General features: G+C 74.5%; 15 protein-coding genes. 7 read left to right on the top strand and 8 right to left on the bottom strand.

Features of this window, described 5'->3' with window-relative positions:
* Positions 1-339 precede the first annotated feature (339 nt).
* The gene (locus tag ACMA1D_RS00365; protein WP_414721783.1) at positions 340-1,443 is read right to left on the bottom strand and encodes an MBL fold metallo-hydrolase; all 1,104 of its coding nucleotides are present in this window, start codon (positions 1,441-1,443) and stop codon (positions 340-342) included.
* Positions 1,444-1,788: 345 nt separating this feature from the next.
* Positions 1,789-3,189 (bottom strand): aminotransferase class I/II-fold pyridoxal phosphate-dependent enzyme, encoded by a 1,401-nt coding sequence (locus ACMA1D_RS00360; protein ID WP_414721973.1) that lies wholly within the window; start codon positions 3,187-3,189, stop codon positions 1,789-1,791.
* 328 nt (positions 3,190-3,517) lie between these two features.
* Here ACMA1D_RS00360 and ACMA1D_RS00355 point away from each other — a divergent pair, with 328 nt between their 5' ends.
* A complete protein-coding gene (locus ACMA1D_RS00355; RefSeq protein ID WP_414721782.1) occupies positions 3,518-4,162 on the top strand; it encodes a class I SAM-dependent DNA methyltransferase in 645 nt (214 codons plus the stop codon).
* A gap of 422 nt (positions 4,163-4,584) precedes the next feature.
* A complete protein-coding gene (locus tag ACMA1D_RS00350) occupies positions 4,585-5,019 on the top strand; it encodes a VOC family protein (protein WP_414721781.1) in 435 nt (144 codons plus the stop codon).
* Positions 5,020-5,350: 331 nt separating this feature from the next.
* Here the strand turns inward: ACMA1D_RS00350 and ACMA1D_RS00345 are convergent, their stop codons facing one another.
* Positions 5,351-6,145, bottom strand: a complete 795-nt coding sequence (locus tag ACMA1D_RS00345) for a SigB/SigF/SigG family RNA polymerase sigma factor (protein ID WP_414721780.1) — start codon at positions 6,143-6,145, stop codon at positions 5,351-5,353.
* Between the two features lie 389 nt (positions 6,146-6,534).
* Here ACMA1D_RS00345 and ACMA1D_RS00340 point away from each other — a divergent pair, with 389 nt between their 5' ends.
* Positions 6,535-7,083 (top strand): type 1 glutamine amidotransferase domain-containing protein, encoded by a 549-nt coding sequence (locus tag ACMA1D_RS00340; RefSeq protein WP_414721779.1) that lies wholly within the window; start codon positions 6,535-6,537, stop codon positions 7,081-7,083.
* A gap of 220 nt (positions 7,084-7,303) precedes the next feature.
* Here ACMA1D_RS00340 and ACMA1D_RS00335 read toward each other — a convergent pair whose 3' ends face one another.
* The gene (locus ACMA1D_RS00335) at positions 7,304-7,891 is read right to left on the bottom strand and encodes a TIGR03086 family metal-binding protein (RefSeq protein ID WP_414721778.1); all 588 of its coding nucleotides are present in this window, start codon (positions 7,889-7,891) and stop codon (positions 7,304-7,306) included.
* A gap of 665 nt (positions 7,892-8,556) precedes the next feature.
* Between ACMA1D_RS00335 and ACMA1D_RS00330 the strand changes: the two genes are divergently transcribed.
* Positions 8,557-10,149 carry a bifunctional phosphatase PAP2/diacylglycerol kinase family protein gene (locus tag ACMA1D_RS00330; protein ID WP_414721972.1) on the top strand — a complete coding sequence of 531 codons (1,593 nt, stop codon included), beginning with the start codon at positions 8,557-8,559 and terminating at the stop codon, positions 10,147-10,149.
* 123 nt (positions 10,150-10,272) lie between these two features.
* Here the strand turns inward: ACMA1D_RS00330 and ACMA1D_RS00325 are convergent, their stop codons facing one another.
* Positions 10,273-10,617 carry a VOC family protein gene (locus ACMA1D_RS00325; protein WP_414721777.1) on the bottom strand — a complete coding sequence of 115 codons (345 nt, stop codon included), beginning with the start codon at positions 10,615-10,617 and terminating at the stop codon, positions 10,273-10,275.
* 321 nt (positions 10,618-10,938) lie between these two features.
* Between ACMA1D_RS00325 and ACMA1D_RS00320 the strand changes: the two genes are divergently transcribed.
* Both ACMA1D_RS00320 and ACMA1D_RS00315 read left to right on the top strand, forming a co-directional pair.
* Positions 10,939-11,760, top strand: a complete 822-nt coding sequence (locus ACMA1D_RS00320) for a class I SAM-dependent methyltransferase (protein ID WP_414721776.1) — start codon at positions 10,939-10,941, stop codon at positions 11,758-11,760.
* Positions 11,761-11,783: 23 nt separating this feature from the next.
* Positions 11,784-12,140 (top strand): VOC family protein, encoded by a 357-nt coding sequence (locus ACMA1D_RS00315; protein WP_414721775.1) that lies wholly within the window; start codon positions 11,784-11,786, stop codon positions 12,138-12,140.
* A gap of 106 nt (positions 12,141-12,246) precedes the next feature.
* On the opposite strand, the gene ACMA1D_RS00310 is transcribed toward ACMA1D_RS00315, so the two are convergent.
* Entirely contained in the window at positions 12,247-14,433 is a 2,187-nt protein-coding gene (locus ACMA1D_RS00310) for a DUF5107 domain-containing protein (protein WP_414721774.1), read from the bottom strand.
* Positions 14,434-14,995: 562 nt separating this feature from the next.
* Here ACMA1D_RS00310 and ACMA1D_RS00305 point away from each other — a divergent pair.
* Positions 14,996-16,441: an alpha/beta hydrolase-fold protein gene (locus ACMA1D_RS00305; RefSeq protein ID WP_414721773.1), complete on the top strand. Its 1,446-nt coding sequence runs from the start codon at positions 14,996-14,998 to the stop codon at positions 16,439-16,441.
* 111 nt (positions 16,442-16,552) lie between these two features.
* On the opposite strand, the gene ACMA1D_RS00300 is transcribed toward ACMA1D_RS00305, so the two are convergent.
* Together ACMA1D_RS00300 and ACMA1D_RS00295 are read right to left on the bottom strand one after the other, a co-directional pair.
* Positions 16,553-16,924, bottom strand: a complete 372-nt coding sequence (locus tag ACMA1D_RS00300; RefSeq protein WP_414721772.1) for a glyoxalase superfamily protein — start codon at positions 16,922-16,924, stop codon at positions 16,553-16,555.
* Complete coding sequence (locus ACMA1D_RS00295) at positions 16,921-17,580, bottom strand: GNAT family N-acetyltransferase (RefSeq protein WP_414721771.1); 660 nt, start codon at positions 17,578-17,580, stop codon at positions 16,921-16,923. Before ACMA1D_RS00295 ends, ACMA1D_RS00300 begins: the two co-directional genes overlap by 4 nt.
* Positions 17,581-17,788 lie beyond the last annotated feature (208 nt).

The following is a 17,788-nucleotide window of genomic DNA, read 5'->3' as shown; positions in this document are numbered from 1 at the left end:
GCCCGCGGGCGCGAGTGCCCAGGTCCCTGTGTTCCCCGCGGCTGGGACGAGGGTCCTGCCCACCACCTCAGCCCGGGGCAGGACTTCACTCGTACGCCACGGGGGCGGGCGGAGCCCTGCCCCAACCGGAAGGGGGCGTCGGGGTGTGGTTCCGGCTGGCTCGGCCGGGTGATGGTTCGCCAGAAGTGCTGATCGGGCGGCCAGTTGTTGTCGTCGCTTCTTCGGCGGTGGGTGGTCGGGTTCACCCCGCCCACCGCGCCACGGACCGCGCCCACCCAACCCGCCACCGCCGCCCCGGCCCAACCTCCGCCACAGCCACAGCCACGCCCACAGAGCTCGCTACCCCTCCCCCAACACCCGCGAGCCACCCACCGGCAAGTCCCACAGGTCCTCGCGGGGGCGGCCGGTCGCGGCCCAGGCGGCACGGGCGCGGCGCAGTGGCTCCATCGGCGGCTCGGCCGAGAGCAGGAAGGTCGCCCAGTGCATGGGGGCCATCCGGCGCGCCCGCAGGTCCCCGAGTGCCCGGACCGCCTCTTCGGGGTCCAGGTGTACGGGGCGCAGCATCCAGCGCGGTTCGTACGCGCCGATCGGCAGCAGTGCCAGGTCGATGCCCGGATAGCGGTCGCCGATCTCGGTGAACCAGTGGCCGTACCCGGTGTCGCCGGCGAAGTAGAGCCGGTGCCCGGGCGTGTCGTCCGCGGCCGGTGGGGCGGTGAGTACCCAGCCGCCCCACAGCGAACGGCAGGTGTCGGTGAGGCCGCGCTTGCTCCAGTGGTGGGCGGGGACGAAGTCGAACCGTACGACGCCGCCGTCGGGCGCGGGCAGTTCCACCGCCTCCCACCAGTCGAGTTCCGTCACGTGGGTGAAGCCGCGGCGGCGACACCAGGGGGCGAGCCCGGCGGGCACCAGGAGCGCGGTGTCGCGGGGCAGCCGCTTGAGGGTGGGTGCGTCCAGGTGGTCGTAGTGGTTGTGGCTGATGACGACGGCGTCGATGTGCGGCAGGTCCTCCCAGCGCACGCCCACCGGCGTCACCCGGGCCGGGGTGCCGAAGATCCGCCGGGACCAGACCGGGTCGGCCAGGACGGTCAGCCCGCCGATGCGGATCACCCAACTGGCGTGCCCCACCCAGGTGAGCGCCACCTCCCCGGGCCCGGGCAGGGGCTGCGGGCCGGGCGCGAACGGCAGGTCGGCGATGGTGTGCAGGTCCTGACCCGACGGCCGCAGCAGCCCCTCGCGGGCGAGCCTGGCCAGCGCGCGCACGCCCGGCAGCGGTGTGGTCAGCCGGTGGGCGAACGTCCTCGGCCAGCGGCGCACTCCACCGAGCGGGCGGGGCGCCGGCAGCGGACGTGGGCCCCCGTCGGTACGCGCCCGCCGGCCGGCCTGGGGGCGGGCCACACCCTCGGGGCCGGCTTCGGTACGGAACCGCTCGGTCTGATCGGTCATCGACAAGGCTCCATTCGGTGAGGCGAACCGGTCGCGAGCGCGAAGCACCGCGCACCGAGACGGCTACCCCGTCCCGCCCCCACTCGACCGGCCCCGGCCTCCTCGGTCCAACGGAACCGGGTCGCCGTACGCCCCGCCGCCCGGCGACCACCTCGGCCCGCCCCGCGGACGGGCGGGCAACGCACAGCAGGCGACGACCGCCGCCCGGCGGGCAACAGCCCGACCCGGGCCGCACCGCCCCAGCCCGGCCCAACCCAACCCAGCCCGACCCAGGCTGATCTGAGCCCGATCCCACCCAGCTCATGCCAGGCCAGGCCAGGCAGACACAGCCCAGCCCAACCCTGCTCAGCTCTCCCCCGCCTGCCCCAGTTCCCCGAAGACAGCCGCGAGGAGATCCAACGCCCCCCGCACAGAGGCCAGTTCGAGCGGTTCTCGGGCGTCGAGCGCGGCGAGCCGCTGGGTGTCGTCGGCGCCCAGCAGCGGCAACGTGGTCAGCCGTACGCACAGCGCGTCGGGCGTGTCGCCGAACCGGTGGCCGCCGGGGACCGGCCGCCCCAGCCGCCGGGTCAGCTCCCGCTCCAGGTCCACCGAGTCGGTGATGCCGCGTTCGGCCAGCGGCCCGCGCAGCTCCTCCAGATCGACGTAGAGATGGCGGCCGGCGCGCGGCGGCCGGCTGCGGACGCCCAGCGCGCCCAGCCGGTCGTAGGCCGCCGCGCCGACCGCCCCGAAGGCGCGGGCCGCCTGCTCCACCCTGGCCCGTACCGGCTCCGGCTCCCGCAGCGCGTGCAGCGCCGCCGCGGCCACCGGGGCGGCGAGTTCGGCCCGTACGGCGCTGAGTGCGGCCAGCAGGTCCGATCGCAGTGCGGCCCCCCGGTCGGTGCGGGGGAACCTGGCCACGGCCGCCGGCCAACTCGGGGGCGTGAACGCACCGGCCAGATCGGTGAGCACCACGACCCGGTCGGCCACCATCTCAGCCGGGCTGACCAGCACGTTCTCGGCCGGCCAGGAGGCGGGCGGCATCGGCAAGCCCGGGCCGGGCGCCGGTGGTCGGCCCGGGCCGGGCGAGCCATCGCGACCACCCGCCGCATCGGGGACGGGCAGTCGCCCGGCGGCAGGAGCGGGCCGCGCGCCCTCAGCCACCGGCCACGCCCCTTCCCGCGCGGGCTCGCCCGCGGCCGGATGCACCGTGTCCCGCCAGGTCTCGTCGCTGACCACCAGCAGGCCCACCGCCTCGGCCGCCTCGCACACCTCGTGCAGCAACTCGGGCGGCGCGACCGTGCCGGTCGGGTCGTCAGCCACCGCGAGCAGCAGCACTCGCGGGTCACCGCCCTCGGCGCGGACCCGGCGCACGGTCTCCAGCAGGGCGAACGGATCGGGCACGCCACCGCCCGCGGCAGGGGCCGGCACCGGGTACACGGGCCGGCCGGCGAGCCGGGCGAGCGGTGCGTACCAGGCGGCAGCCGGACGGGTGAGCAGCACGTCGCCGCCGACCGTGGCGAGCAGCGCCAGCAGCAGCGGTTGCGCACCGGGACCGGCGAGCACGTCATCGGGCGCGGTGTGCAGTCCGCGCCGCCCCCAGTAGTCGCCGGCCGCGCGGCGCAGCGCGAGCGCGCCGCCGATCGGCTCCGGCCCGGTCCGGTCGGATGCCGCGGCGAGGTGGGCGGCGAGGTCGGGCAGCGGCGGCAACCCGCCCTCCGCCGCCCAGGGAAGGACCGGAGCACTGGACGCGGGGTCGGGCCGCTGCATCCGTGCCTCCATATCCGTACCTCCATCGACGAAGGGACCGTGACGGGGCAACCCTCGCAGATCACCCGAGTGCGGGCGCGGGCCGACACGACGGCCCCCGCGCCACCGCCGCCCCGGCCGCGCGGCGCGCCACCCCGCCCCGACCGAGCCAGCGGCGCGGCCTCCGCGGGAGCCGCGGGAGCCGCGGGAGCCGCAGCCAGCCGAGAAGGGCTCGGCATCCGTGGCAGCCACAGAAGCCACAGAAGCCGCAGGGGCCGCGGGAAGCTCAGGCCGCTGGCCCGGTGGGCGAAGGCTTCGCATCGGGGGCGGTCGGCTAGCGTGTGCGGCCATGGACAGGGACGCGTGGTTGGCAGACACCCGGAGTTCGTACGACACCGTCGCCGTCAGTTACGCCGACCAGTTGCGCGGCGCCCTGGCGGGCAAGCCCCAACTCCGGGCCGCGCTTGCGGTGTTCGCCGAGTCGGTACGGGCGGCCGGGGGCGGTCCGGTGGCCGACGTGGGGTGCGGTCCCGGGCACGTCACCGCGCACCTGCACGGGCTGGGCCTCGACGCCTTCGGCATCGACCTGTCCCCGCGCATGCTCGACGTGGCCCGGCGCGACCATCCCCACCTGCGGTTCGCGGTGGGCTCGATGACCCGGCTACCGCTCGCCGCCGCGTCCGTCTCCGCCGTGCTCGCCTTCTGGTCCCTGATCCACGTACCCGACGACGCGGTACCGGGCGTGCTCGACCACTTCCACCGCGTCCTGCCACCCGCGGGCCCGCTGCTACTCGGCTTCCACGCGGGCGCGGGCGTGCGCCTGAAGACGCAGGGTTACGGCGGCCACCCGATGAAGGTCGCCGTCCACCGCCGCGAACCCACCGAGGTGGCGCACTGGCTACGCGCCGCCGGCTTCACCGTCGAGGCCCAGTGGCTGCTCGACCCGGACCAACCGACACCGGGCGCGATCCTGTTCGCCCACCGGACACCGTGACCACCCCGGCGGCGGAACCGCAACCGCTCCTGCCCCAGCGGCGCCCGGGCCTCGCCTGCGGGGCCCGGGCGCCCTCGCCCGCGCACCTCCTGGGCACCGGGTCGGCGGCCGGACCGTTCCGGGGAGCGCGGTGATGGACCTCGGTGCGGTCGTCATCGCGGTGGCCGGCGTCGCGGGCACGCTGGTTGGAGCGGGGCGCACCCGAGCCGGGCGAAACGGTGGAGACGGCGAGCCGCGCCCAGTACGAACTGTGGGACCTGCTCGGCGCCCTGCGCACCGCCATGCGCCACGACCTGGGTGTCACCCCCGGCGACTGACCACCACGAGCCACCCACCCGCGCCACATCACGTCACCCACCGCCCGCACCACCCAGCCGGCGTCACACCCAAGGGCGGAACGCACCCCCTGCTAGGGTGCGCCGATGTCATCGATCAAGAAGATCCAGATCACCTTCGACTGTGCGGACCCCGAGCGCGTCGGTCGCTTCTGGTGTGAGGTGTTGGGTTACGTCCCGCCGCCGGTGCCGGACGGGTTCGAAACGTGGGACGCGTACAACCGTGCGCAGCCCGTCGAGAAGCAGGGCGCGTGGTTCGCCAGCATCGACCCTTCGGGCGAGGGGCCCCGGCTGTACTTCCAGCGCGTCCCCGAAGGCAAGGTCGCCAAGAACCGGGTGCACATCGACGTACGCGCCGGCGCCGGCCTGGTGGGCGAGGAGCGCCTGGCCACCCTGGAGGCGGAGTGCGCCCGGCTGATGGCACTCGGCGCGGAGCGCGTACAGCTGATGCTCGCCGACGAGGAGAACGAGTCCTGCATCTACATGCGGGACATCGAGGGCAACGAGTTCTGCCTCGACTGATCGGGGTGGGCCGGTGGGGCGGGATGGGTGGCCCCGGGGCGGTCGGTGAGGCACACGGGGCGGGCGGTGCCCGGGGTGGTCGGTCGCCCCGGAGGGCCCGGCTCGGCCCGTTCGGACCCGGGTAGCCGTCCCCCCTTCCGTCTGCGTCAGCACGGCGCGACGGCTCGTAGCCCGGTGCCATCCCGTCTGACGCGGAGGGTTGGTCGCCATGGTTCGGTACGTCGTCTCAGCCTGTCCGGCCAGGTCAGCTCGGTGGACGACGCACCACAACGCTCCGGCACGGCGACCGGCCCGCCCCGCCCCACCCGCGCGCACCGTGCCCGGCGCCCTCTCACGCCACGTCCGCAAGCACGCGCTGGCCGATGCGGGAGCACGTGCGGTGGATGAGGCGGGAGACGTGCATCTGGGACATGCCGAGTTGGTCGGCGATCCGGCTCTGCGTCATGTCGCAGAAGAAGCGCAGGTAGAGGATGCGGCGTTCGCGTTCGGGCAGGGCGTGGAGGGATTTCTTGACGGATTCGCGGGCCACGATCCGGTCGTAGTCGGGGTCGGGGGCGCCCAGGGTGTCGGCGAGGGAGTAGCCGTCCGCGCCGCCCGTCAGCTCGGCGTCCAGGGACAGGGTGGCGAAGGAGTCGAGTGCGCCCATTCCGGTACGGACCTCGGCTTCGGTCAAACCCGTGTGGCGCGCCACGTCCGCCACTGATGGCCGGCGCCCGTCGGGGGTGCGGGTCAGGGCCTGGATGGCGGCCCGTACCTGTTGCCGCAACTCCTGGACGCGGCGCGGCACGTGCAGGCTCCACAGGTGGTCCCGGAAGTGGCGTTTGACCTCGCCGACGATGGTGGGCACCGCATAGCTCTCGAAGGCGGTGCCGCGACCCGCCTCGTACCGGTTCACGGCCTTGACCAGACCGAGCATGGCGACCTGCGCGAGGTCTTCGCCGCTCTCGCCCCGGTTGCGGTAGGTGGCGGCGATGCGCTCCGCCATGGGCATCCAGGCGCATACGACCTGCTCGCGCAGGGCGTCCTTCTCGGGGCCGTCGGGCAGTTCGTCGATGCGCTGGAACTCGGCCGAGGTGTCGGGGGCATCGTCGTGCGGGTGCCGCTTGCGTGGACGTACAGGCGTCATGTTCCGCTCTCCCTGATTGCGGTGCATCGATGGTTCGCCGCAGTGGCGGTCGCAGATGTCATGGCGGGAGCGGGGCACGCGCGGACGGTTTGGTCGCACGCGGGCTACCAGCGCCTTCCCGCAATCGTGCCTCCGGTCCGAGGCACAGTCCTTCGGGTGCCCGAGGTCTTTCGGGCGCAAACCCCGCCCCCGGTGGGCAGCCGGAGGGTGTACGAGCCCGGTTGGCGGACCCCGTTCGGCGGAGCCCGCTCGATTGGCGGGCCGGCGGCCGGGCAACTATCGATGACCCCGGGCTCGGCCGCCCCGACCGGCTCGGCGTCCGCCGCCACAGGCCCGGCAACGCCACTGCGCCCCGGGCCCCGTCACCCACCCAGAGAGGGAACACACCCATGCGAGTCGCATTTCTCACCGCACCCGACGGCGTCGAACAGGTCGAGCTCACCGACCCCTGGCAGGCCGTACGGGACGCGAACGGCACGCCGACCCTGTTGTCCACCGCGCCCGGCACGGTGCAGGCGTTCCACCACCTCGACAGGGCCGACACCTTCCCCGTCGACCAACTCGTCGGCGAGGCCCACATCGAGGACTTCGACGGGCTGGTGCTGCCCGGTGGCGTGGCCAACCCGGACGCGCTGCGGCAGGACGCCGACGCGGTGGCCTTCGTCCGGGAGTTCTTCGAGACGGGCAAGCCGGTCGCGGCGATCTGTCACGCACCGTGGACGCTGGTGGAGGCCGATGTGGTCAGGCGCCGCACCCTCACCTCGTACCCGAGCCTGGCCACCGACGTCCGCAATGCGGGCGGGCGGTGGGTCGACGAACGGGTCGTCGTCTGTGCCGACGGGCCCAACGTGCTGGTCACCAGCCGCAACCCGGACGATCTGCCGGCGTTCAACGCGGCGTTCGTGGCGGAGTTCGGGAAGGTCTCGGGCGGCCGGTAGCAGCCGGGTGGCGGCGGCGCCCCGGGCCCGGTGGGCGCCGCCGACCGCCACCCTGCCAACCCGTTGCCGCGCCGCCTTGCCGGCCCGTCAACCTGCCGGCGCGCCGACCCGCCGCCCCGGCAACCCGCTGCCTTACTGACCCGCCGACCCGCCACCCCGGCAACCCTCAGGCCCGTCAACCTGTGGACCACCCGCACGCCGCCCGGCGGGGCGGGGGTGGTCAGGGGCGGCGGCCGAGCAGGGCCAGCAGTTCGCCCTGGGCGTCAGCGCCCGGCGGCGGGGTGCGGGGGGCCGCGAAGAGGCCGGTGCCGACCAGGTCGGCCGCGTACGGCTGCACCTCACGGGCCGCGAACTCCACCAATTCTGGCGGCAGTTGCTCCTCGGCTCCGATGGCCCGAGACAGGTCCCAGGCGTGCACCGTCGCGTCCATCGTCATCTGCGCGCAGTAGGCGAGGGCGCTGCTCGGCCCGGACGACAGGTGGACGGTACGCGACAGGGCGCCGGGCTCCGCGAACGCCCGGAGCGCGCCCGCCACCGCCCGGTCCCAGGCGGCCACCGGCCGCTCACCCAGTTGGTCGCCGTCGAACCGGTCGCCCTGCTCCTCGATGGTGGAGCCGTCGCGCACCAGGGGTGGCACCCAGAGTTGTTCCGCAGCCAGGTGGTTCACCAGGTCCCGTACGGACCAGTCGGTGCAGGGTGTGGGGGCGTCCCACTGGTCGGGGCGGATGGCATGCACCCGCGAGGTGAAGAGTTCCAGCGCCTCCCGGTGGCGCCGGGCCACCTGGTGTTCGTCCGTCGTCGCAGCCATGCGCCCATTGTCCCCGGGCAGCGGCGGGCCCGCCTGCGTACGGGCCCATCAGCACCAACCCACCCGTGCCACACCAACCCACCCACAATTAACCCTCCGGGCGATCGGTACGTACCCACTTCGGCCTAGGCTGGCGATCGCCGGGTATCCGAGTGGATCACGGCGCTGCCGCACGGCGCCTGGGGCGTGCCGCCACCGTACGGTCGGGCCGCCGGGGCCGTGCCGCGCCGTGGGAGTGCCGGGCCGGGTAGGCGACGCGCGGCGGGGCAGTGGTTGGTGTGGTCGAGCGAAGGAGTGGGTGGCGCATGGTGGGCAAGGGCGAGCGACGGGCCGGGGCGTACGGGTTGCTGGGGCGGTTGCTGCCGGGCGGGCCCGGGGCCGGGCCGGTCGGCCGGTCGGGTGCCGGTTCCCGGCGGACGGTCGCAGGCCGGGCCTGGGCCCGTACCGCCGCAGCGGCCGGTCCGCTGTTCGCCGGCGCCGCCCCGGCCGGCGGCCACGCTCCCACCCTGGAACAGGTCGGCGAGCACGTACAGGCCGCCGGCCAGCGCGGTTCGCGGCGGGCACGCGGCTACTTGCGGGCGCTTGAGGAGGCCGCGGCGGAGCGGACCGCCGCCGCTCGGCACGCCCACGGCCACGACCACTGGCTGGTCAGACTGGACAAGCGGATGTTCCACGCGGTGGCGTCCCGGCACTGGCCCGGCGCGGAACCCGTACTGCCGCGGCTGAGCCACAGCGCCAACCACGGATTGCTGTGGCTGGGACTCGCGGCGGGCATGGCGGCCACCAAGCACCGTGCCACCCGCCGGGCGGCGATGCGCGGCGTCGCCTCGCTCGCGCTGGCGTCGGCGACCGTGAACACCGTGGCCAAGCGCTCGGTGCGGCGCAACCGGCCGCTGGTGGACGGCGTGCCGATGATCCGCAGGCTGCGCCGACAGCCCATCACCACCTCCTTCCCGTCCGGGCACTCCGCATCGGCCGCGGCGTTCGCGGTGGGTGTGGCCCTGGAGTCGCCCCGGTGGGGCGCCGTGGTGGCGCCGATCGCCGCGTCCGTGGCCTTCTCCCGCATCTACACCGGCGCCCACTACCCCAGCGACGTCCTCGTCGGCAGTGCCATCGGCGCTGGTGCGGCGCTGGCGGTGCGCGGTCTGGTGCCGACCAGGTCGCAGTTGCCGTCCGCCGCCCGCCCCCGGACGGACGCGCCGGCGCTGCCCCGCGGCCGGGGGCTGGTCGTGGTCGCCAACTCGGGCTCCGGCGCCACCAGCGTGTGGCCGCCGCGCGCCGATCCGCTGGACCCGATCCGGGAGGCGCTGCCGGAGGCCGAGTTCTGGTCGTTCACCCCGGAACCCGACCGCGACCTGGTCCCGGAGGATGCACCAGCCCGCGCGGAGGCGGGTACCGACACCGGTACGGACACGGAACCAGGCACAGCCACAGAAGCAGGTTACGGCGCGGGTGCGGGTGCCGGTCCGGGCCGGCAGCCCGAGACACCCTCGCTGACGGAGCTGTTGGAGAAGGCCGCACAACGGGCCCGGGAACTCGGCGGCGCCCTCGGCGTGTGCGGCGGCGACGGCACCGTCAGCGCCGCCGCCGAGGTGGCCGCGCGGGCCGGGCTGCCGCTGGCCGTGCTGCCCGGCGGTACGCTCAACCACTTCGCGTACGACCTGGGTCTTGAGACCGTCGAGGACAGTTGCCGCGCGGTGACCGCGGGGCAGGCCGTCGCGGTGGACCTGGCGCGGTTCACCGCGGACGGGGCCGGGTCGAGCACCCACTACGTCAACACCTTCAGCATCGGCTGCTACCCGGAGTTGGTCCGCATCCGGGAGCGCTGGGCGGGGCGGGTGGGCAGTTGGGCGGCCGAGGTGCTCGCCACCGCACAGGTGTTGCGCACGGCCGAACCGCTCGACCTGGTGATCAACGGCAAGCGCCGCTCGGTGTGGATGCTCTTCGCCGGCAACTGCTCGTACCGCGGCGTCGGTTCGGCCCCGGCCAGCCGGCACGACCTGGCCGACGGCCTCCTTGACGTGCGCATCGTGCACGGCGGCCGGCTGCCCCGCGCCCGGCTCCTCTCGGCCGCGCTGCTCGGCGTGTTGCGCCGCTCCCCGGTGCACGCCGAAGCCCGGCTGCGCAGGCTGCGCGTGGACGACATCCCGGAGGGTACGGCGCTGGCGTACGACGGCGAGGTGGAGCCGGCGCCCCGCGCCCTGACGCTGGACAAGGTGAACGAGGCGCTCCGGGTGTACCGGCCACTGGCAGACTGACCCCGTCGGCGGCCTGCGGGTCCCCGCAGGTCCGGATCACCGCAGGTCACCGCCGGCTGTGCCGTCACCCGGGCAGCGCAGCCGGCGCCGCCTGTGCCACGCCACCCCCGGCCAGGCACCACCTCACTCGCTCACCAGGCAGAACTCGTTGCCCTCCGGATCGTGCATGGTCTGAAAGGCACCCTGGTCGTCGGTGACCAGCGGGCCGACCCGTACCGCGCCGAGCGCCACCGCCGCCGTCGCGGCCGACTCGACGTCGGGCACCGCGACGTCGAGGTGCAACCGGTTCTTCACCACCTTGGCCTCGGGCACCGGCTGGAAGGCAAGCCTCGCGAGCCCGGGCAGTTCCAGGTGGGACCAGCCGCGGGCGCGGTCGACCGGCTCCGCGTCGAACAGGGCGGCCCAGAACCTGACCAGCACCCGCGGCTGCCGACAATCCACGACGATCTGACGCAGTTGTGCACGCATGGCCGTGAGCCTATGCCGCGCCGGGGGCGGGGTGGAGTGGGGTCAGGTGGGGTGGAGTGGGGTGGGATCGGGTGGGGTTGCAGGTTGTGGAAGGGCACGTCGCGACGTGGTGTGGAGCGGGGTGAGGACCGGCTCACCCGCTGGCAACCCAGTGACGACCCGCGGCGACCTGATGTCAACCCACCCACTGGCCACCGACTACCAACTGGCCATCCCACCCCAGTCCGCATACCGAGACGCCACTCTCATTAACCGAGACGCCCGCGTACGGTGCAGACAGGCGCCCGACCCTGGGCGTCCCACGGGAAGGGATGGTCCGGCATGTCCGCCGATGCCCCGCGCCGCGCGGCGCACTACGTCCACGGCCACCACGAGGCCGTGCTGCGCTCGCACACCTGGCGCACGGCCGCCAACTCGGCCGGCTACCTGTTGCCCGAACTGGCCCCCGGCCAGTCGGTGCTCGACGTGGGGTGCGGGCCCGGCACGATCACCGCGGACCTCGCCGAGCGGGTGGCGCCGGGCGAGGTGACCGGTGTGGACGCGGCGGGTGGCGTGCTGGCCCAGGCACGGGCCACCGCCGCCGAACGCGGCCTGACCAACCTCACGTTCGCCGTGGCCGACGTGCACCGGCTGGACTTCCCCGACGACTCGTTCGACGTGGTCCACGCCCACCAGGTGCTGCAACACGTGGCCGACCCGGTCGGTGCGCTGCGCGAGATGCGCCGGGTGTGTCGGCCTGGCGGGGTGGTCGCCGCCCGGGACGCCGACTACGCGGCGATGACCTGGTACCCGCAGGTGCCCGGGCTCGACGACTGGCTGGCGACCTACCGCACGGTCGCCCGCGCCAGTGGCGGGGAGCCGGACGCCGGGCGGCAGTTGCACGCCTGGGCCCGGCAGGCCGGGTTCACCGAGGTCACCTCCACCGCCACCGCCTGGTGCTACGCGACCGACGAGGAGCGTTCCTGGTGGAGCGGGCTGTGGGCGGACCGTACGCTCTCCTCGCACTACCGGGCGTCGGCCGTGCCCGGCGGGCACGTCACGGAGGCCGGGCTGCTGGCCGCCGCCGACGCCTGGCGCCAGTGGGGTCGGGCGGCCGACGGCTGGTTCGCCGTCCTCCACGGGGAGATCCTCTGCCGCGCGTGATCGCGCTCAACTAGGCTCGACGCATGGACATTCTGGGGACTTCACTGCGGGTGTGCGTGCCGGATCTGGACGCCGCGATCGCCGTCTACGAGCGGCTGACCGGCGCCCAGGCCATGCGCTTCCAACGGGGCGGCGTCTCGGTCGCCGCGGTCGGCTGCTTCTTCCTGATGAGCGGCCCGGAGAACGAGTTGGAGATCCTGCGGAAGGTCACGGCGACCCTGGCAGTGCGGGACGTGGACCAGGCGGTGATGGACCTCCAGGCGGTCGGCGCGCACATCATCGCCGGCCCGCTGCCCACCCCGATCGGCCGCAACCTGGTCGCCCGCCACCCGGACGGTTCCGTCTTCGAGTACGTGGACGTGCAGCGCGCACCCCAGTAGGACCGCTGCCCCGCCCCGCGGCGACCCGCTGCACCGCGGGGTGGGGTGGTGCGGATGCGGCGGGCCGGGGTAGGCCCGCCGCGCGGGCCAGCCCGGCCCGGCCCGCTCAGGACGGCCGCATACGGAACTCGTACCGCTCGGGCAGCGGGTGATCCGTACGGGCGCGGGCGCGCAGTGCCGCGGGGTCGAGGCCGCTCGCCCCGGGTTCGGCGGCGACCAGACCTTCGGCGATCGCGTACCAGGTCTCGCTCAGCGTCTCCTCGCCTTCGCGCAGGTCAGCCACCTCGAAACCGCGGTCGAACAGGGCCCGGGCCGCCGCGGCGTCGCCGGTGGCCAGCAGGACCCTGGCCTCCAGCAGGACGAACCGGCCGCGGGCCCGCACCTGGTCCGGCAGCGCGGTCAGCACCTCGTGCGCCTCCGCCGCGCGCTCCACCGCGAGCAGCGCCCCCACCGTCTCCCGGGCGAGCCCCGCCAGCGCGGACCGCCACTCGGCCGCGGCCTGGGCATCAGCAGCCCGGGCATCAACAACCTGCGCGTCCGGTCCCAGGGCAGCGCCCAACCCCGACACACCCTCCGGCGCCGGCGCAGCATCCGGCCCCGGCACACCCTCCTGCGCAGCGGCCACACCCTCCGCGGCGGTAGCGGCCCGCCACTCCCCCAACGCCCCGCGGAACGCGGCCAGCCAGCGATCGGCCGCCCGGTTGACGTGGCCGTCGGTCTGGTCGGCCACGGCCAGACAGCGCAGCACCGGCCACCAGTCGCTGATCTCGATGGCCCGCTCCCAGCTCCGTACGGCCTGCGAGCGGTCGCCCTCGTGCCACTGGGCCACCCCGAGGTGGTACTTCAGGTGTGGGTCCACGAGCACGTCGGCGTCGGCGGTCTCCAGGAGTTCGCGCCAGGGGCGGGAGACCAGCGAGGTGCCCGGCGGGCGGGCGGGTTGCGGGGTGGGCAGGGCGCCGGTGCGCAGCAGTTCGCGCCACGGCTGCTGGGGCGCGCCCAGCGAGGCGGGGGCGAAGGGGGTGCCCGGCAACTCGTAACCGGCACGCTCCAACTCCAGCGCGCCCCAGCCCGACCCCTCGGCCAGCACTTCCTTGGGTTCGGCGTCCGCACTGACCAGCCACGTCCGGTAGGCGGTGTCCACCCGGTCCCGCGGCAGGGCCGCCGCCAGCGCCTCGGCGACCGCGCCCCGGGCCGCGGCCCAGTGGTCGCCGTGCACGGTGGCCGCGTCGGCGGACAGCGGCCCGTACGCCTCCAGCCAACTGAACTCTTCCTCGGCGCCGAGCCGTACGTGTTCGAGTTGGGTACGGGCAAGACCGGCCTGGATCTCGGCGTAGCCGCCGGTTCCGGGTTCGGTCAGCCACTCCTGCCACCTGCGCCCGCCGGCGCCGGCGCCCCAGCGGAAGAGCTTGCGGCCCCGCAGCAGGTCCGTCGAGGTGTGCACCAGCCCGTGCCCCGTACCGTCCAGCGCGGCGATCCACCGCCTGGCGCCCGCCGGCAGGTCGTAGAAGAAGTCGGCCGCGAAGTCGCCGCGCAGCGGATAACTGTGGTCGACGCCCTGCCAGGTGGGCACGGGGACGCGGCGCAGGGTGCGCTCGTAGCCGAAGTGGTACGCGGCCTCGGCCGGCGCGATGACGCGGGTGCGGGCGTCCTCGGGGACGGCGATGTTGGACCACCAGTAGACGGCCGCCGGATGCGGGTGCGGGTTGCGCACCCGGACGCCCACGTACAGGAAGTCCGAACCGTCCGGCAGCCACAAGTCCACCTGAAAGGGCAGGTCGCGCAGCCGTTCCCACTCCCACAGGCGCAGCATCTCGCCGCCCGAACCGTCCGGCGCCGGCACCCGCGCCGCGTGCACCGGGGCGCAGGAGAGGGTGGTGTGACCGGTGGCGCCGATGTTCCACTCGATGCCGCCGGAGAACCAGGCGCCGTTGAGCGCGAAGTCCGCCGGCTGGAAGACCGGGTTGCGGTAGAGCAGCTCGCGCCCGGTCGGCTTGTGGAAGAGGGAGGCGACGCGCCCGCCGAGGCCGGGCAGCACGGTGGCCCGCAGCCGGTCGTTCTCGATCACGATCGCATCGAGCTCGGTCGTCACCCTCTCCCGGGTGTACGCGTCGCGGAGCCTGGTGGGCAGTATGGAGCGCAGGGGCTCGTACGCGACCTGCCGGGCCATCTGGTCGGGCAGCCCGGCGCGTGTCCGGTCGTCGATCTGGTGGACCTCGTCCAGCGGGCGTAGAGCGGGCAGCGGGTTCTCCGGGCCCAGCGGGGCGGCGGGCAGGGTCAGGGTGGTGCGTCGCACGCTCGTTACCACAACTGCCTCTCTCAGTCCTTCACGTGCAGCCGCCGTGGCTACGGCGGCCGTGTGATCACCATGGAACATCCTGCGGGCCCCGCTGAACAGGGCTTCCAGCATGTGGAGTTAGGCCGGCCCTCCCGGGGGCCGCACGCTGCACCGGACGGCCGGTGGGCAGCGCACGCCCCACGGTAAGTAAGGTGAACCTCATCTGTAGCAGATCCTTGCCAGTCTTCCGTCCGGTACCCGATGGGGTCTTCCGTTCGGGCGTCCGCCGTGCCGGAGGTTCCACCCGATGTCCGCATCCCCGCCGCCGACCGACGCCCCGCGCCGCCCGCCGCGCACCCCCCGCCCCGCCCCGGTGCCCCGGGCAACCAGCCCACGGGTGGCCGCCCTGGCCCGCCGGCTCGGCCTGACCACGACGGCCGACGGGGCGGGGCACGGGGATGAGGCTGGGAATGGGAATGGGTCTGGGGCGCATGGGGGCGGGGCTGGGGCGTACGGGGCGCAGGTAGCGGGTGGTACGGGCACGGCGGCGGGGGTGCTCCGGGGTGGGCACTGGGACGCCGTGGCGGAGTTCTGGAGTGAGGTCGAGGCGGCGGGCACGCCGCTGGTCGAGCCCGACCCGGCGGGCGACCCCGACCACGCGGTCGTCACCTTCCTGTGGCGCGGCACGCCCGCCACCCGCTCGGTGCTGGTCCTGCCGAACAAGGTCATCGACCCGCGTACCCCCAGCGACAACCTGATGGCGCACCTGCCGGGCACCGACGTGTGGCACTGGTCGCTACGGATGCGCCGCGACTGGCGGGCCAGCTACGCACTGTGCGTGGACGAGCCCGCTGGTGCGGCGGGAGAGCCGGTGGCCGGGGGGCCTGCGGGTGGGGAGCCGGTGGGTGAGACACCCGCAGGTGGGGCACCCGTGGTGGCGCAAGCCCAGGCCCCGGCGGTGGAACCGGCAGGCACGGCGGTGGAACCGGCACCGACGGTCACAGCGATGGCGCCAGCGGTCACGGCCTCCCCGGTCGCGGCCGTGCGACCCGCGGCACCGCGCACCGCCCAGGGTGTGGCCGCGCCCGCCCCCAGCGACCCCGGTTACCTCCCCTGGCTGCGCGGCCAGGGCCGCCCCGACCCGCGCAACCCGCACACGCTCCCCCGCCGCTGGGGCGGCGCCCCCCAGTCGGTGGTGCGCCTGCCGAACGCCCCCGGCGAGGCCGACTGGCAACCGCGGGCCGACGTCCCCCGCGGCACGGTCACGCTCCACACGGTGCGCAGCGCGGCGCTCGGCAACGAACGCAGGGTGTGGGTGTACACACCCGCCACCACGTCACCCACCCAGCCGCCGGCACCAGCACCAGCCAGCGGGGCATCGGCCACACCGGCACCGGCCGGCCCCGAGTCAGCCACGCCCCTCCCCGTCCTGGTGCTCTTCGACGGCGAGATGTGGCAACCCGAACTCGGGGTGGCCACCCTGCTCGACAACCTGATCGCCGACGGACGGCTGCCGCCCCTGGTCGCGCTGCTGCCCGATGCACTGGACAGCGACACCCGCTGGTCCGAACTGGCCTGCAACGACAGGTTCGTGGACTTCCTCACGGACGACCTGCTGCCGTGGGCCGCCGCCCGCTGGCCCCTGACGACCGACCCGGCGCGCACCGTACTCGCCGGGCAGAGCCTGGGCGGGTTGCTCGCCACGTACGCGGCGGTACGCGCCCCGCACCGGTTCGGCAACGCGCTGAGCCAGTCGGGCTCCTTCTGGTGGCCGGACGGCCCGGCCGGCGAGTGGCTGACGTCGCTGGTCGCCGGGACACCGGCGGACCCGGCCCACCCGGTCCGCTGCTGGCTGTCGGCCGGCGAGCAGGAGTGGGTGCTGCTCCCCGCCAACCGCCGACTGCCGGAGCTGCTCCGCGCCCAGGGTTACTCGGCGCAGTACCGGGAGTTCAACGGCGGCCACGACTACCTGTGCTGGCGCACGGAGTTGGCCGACGGGTTGGTGGACCTGTTGGGAACGGGGTGAGCCGGGGCGGACCCACCCGGCCCGCCACCTCCACCAGCTACCGGCTACCAGCTACCAGCTACCAGCTACCAGCTACCAGCTACCAGCTACCAGCTACCGGCACAGCCTCGGTCACTCCACGGGCTCGGCGAACCGCAACTGGTTGCCGAACGGGTCGAGCAGGGTCAGGGAGAGGCCGATCTCCTCGTCCTCCTCCAGGTCGGGCTTGAGGAACGGGTACTGCTTGGCGTCGAGTTCGGCGTGCAGCGCGCGTACGCCGTCGAGTTCGACGTAGACCGCGGTGCCCGGGGTGCCGTCGCCGTGGTGCTCCGAGAGGTGCAGGACCAGGGCACCGCGGGAGAGTTGGGCGTAGGCGGGCAGGTCGGGGGCGAAGCGGTGTTCCCAGTCGAGGGCGCAGCCCAGGTAGTCGACGTAGAACTCGTGCGCCTTGGCCCGGTCGAAGACGCGGAGGATGGGCACGGCGGGGCGGAGGGTGATCTTCATGGGACCATCGTGCCTTGCCCGGGGCTCGGGTAACGCATCGTGGTGGTCAGGGCCCAGCGCTCGTGGTCGCGCCAGTCGCCGTCGACGTAGAGGAACTCGGGCGAGTAACCCTCGTGACGGAAGCCGAGGCGGCGGGCGAGGGCGTTGGAGCGGTCGTTGTCGGGTTGCACGTTGGCTTCGAGGCGCCGCAGGCCGAGCGGCCCGAAGGCGTGGTCGATGACGAGGCCGAGGCCCTCGGCCATCAGCCCCCGACCGGCGGCGTGCGCGAAGGCTCCGTAGCCGAGCGCCCCGCACTGGAATGCGCCGCCGACGATGTTGTTGATGGTGACGTAGCCGGCGATCTGGTCGTTCGCCAGTTCACAGATGACGAACCCGGCGCGGTCCGGCGCAGCGAGGCGCTGCACGTAGTACGCGAACTGTTCCGGCGTCTCCGGCGGCGTCAGCCACGGCCGGTGCAGCGCGACGCTCTCCCGCGTGCGCGTGATGAACTCCCGTTCGTCCTCGGGCTGGAGCGGGCGGATGCCCGTGCGCTCGGCCCGGGCCAGATAGGCGTGGCACGGCCCGGTGGGCAGCAGGACCGTCTCGGGGGTGCCGTCGGTCGCCGGGGCCTGGGTGTGGTCTTCGCGGGACGACGGTCCCGGGTGCGGGTCAGGCATCGTTCCATCGTACGAACGCGACACCCGGCGTGCGAGCCACCGGGCCCGCGCCGAACCGGCGAACACGGGGCGGGGACGCGCCGGTGAGGGGCGGGTGGTGCCCGGGGGTTCGCCTGGTGAACGACCGTACGCTCCGTACGGGACCGGCTCCCGCCCTCGGATCAGTGGGGCGTCCTGCGCGTCACCCCGCGGCCCGGCCGGCCGGGCC

This window comes from Streptomyces sp. 796.1 (genome assembly GCF_047525675.1).
GTDB lineage: Bacteria > Actinomycetota > Actinomycetes > Streptomycetales > Streptomycetaceae > Streptomyces.
The sequence above is the reverse complement of the archived record's forward strand: the minus strand, read 5'-3'. Positions and strand labels throughout refer to the sequence as shown.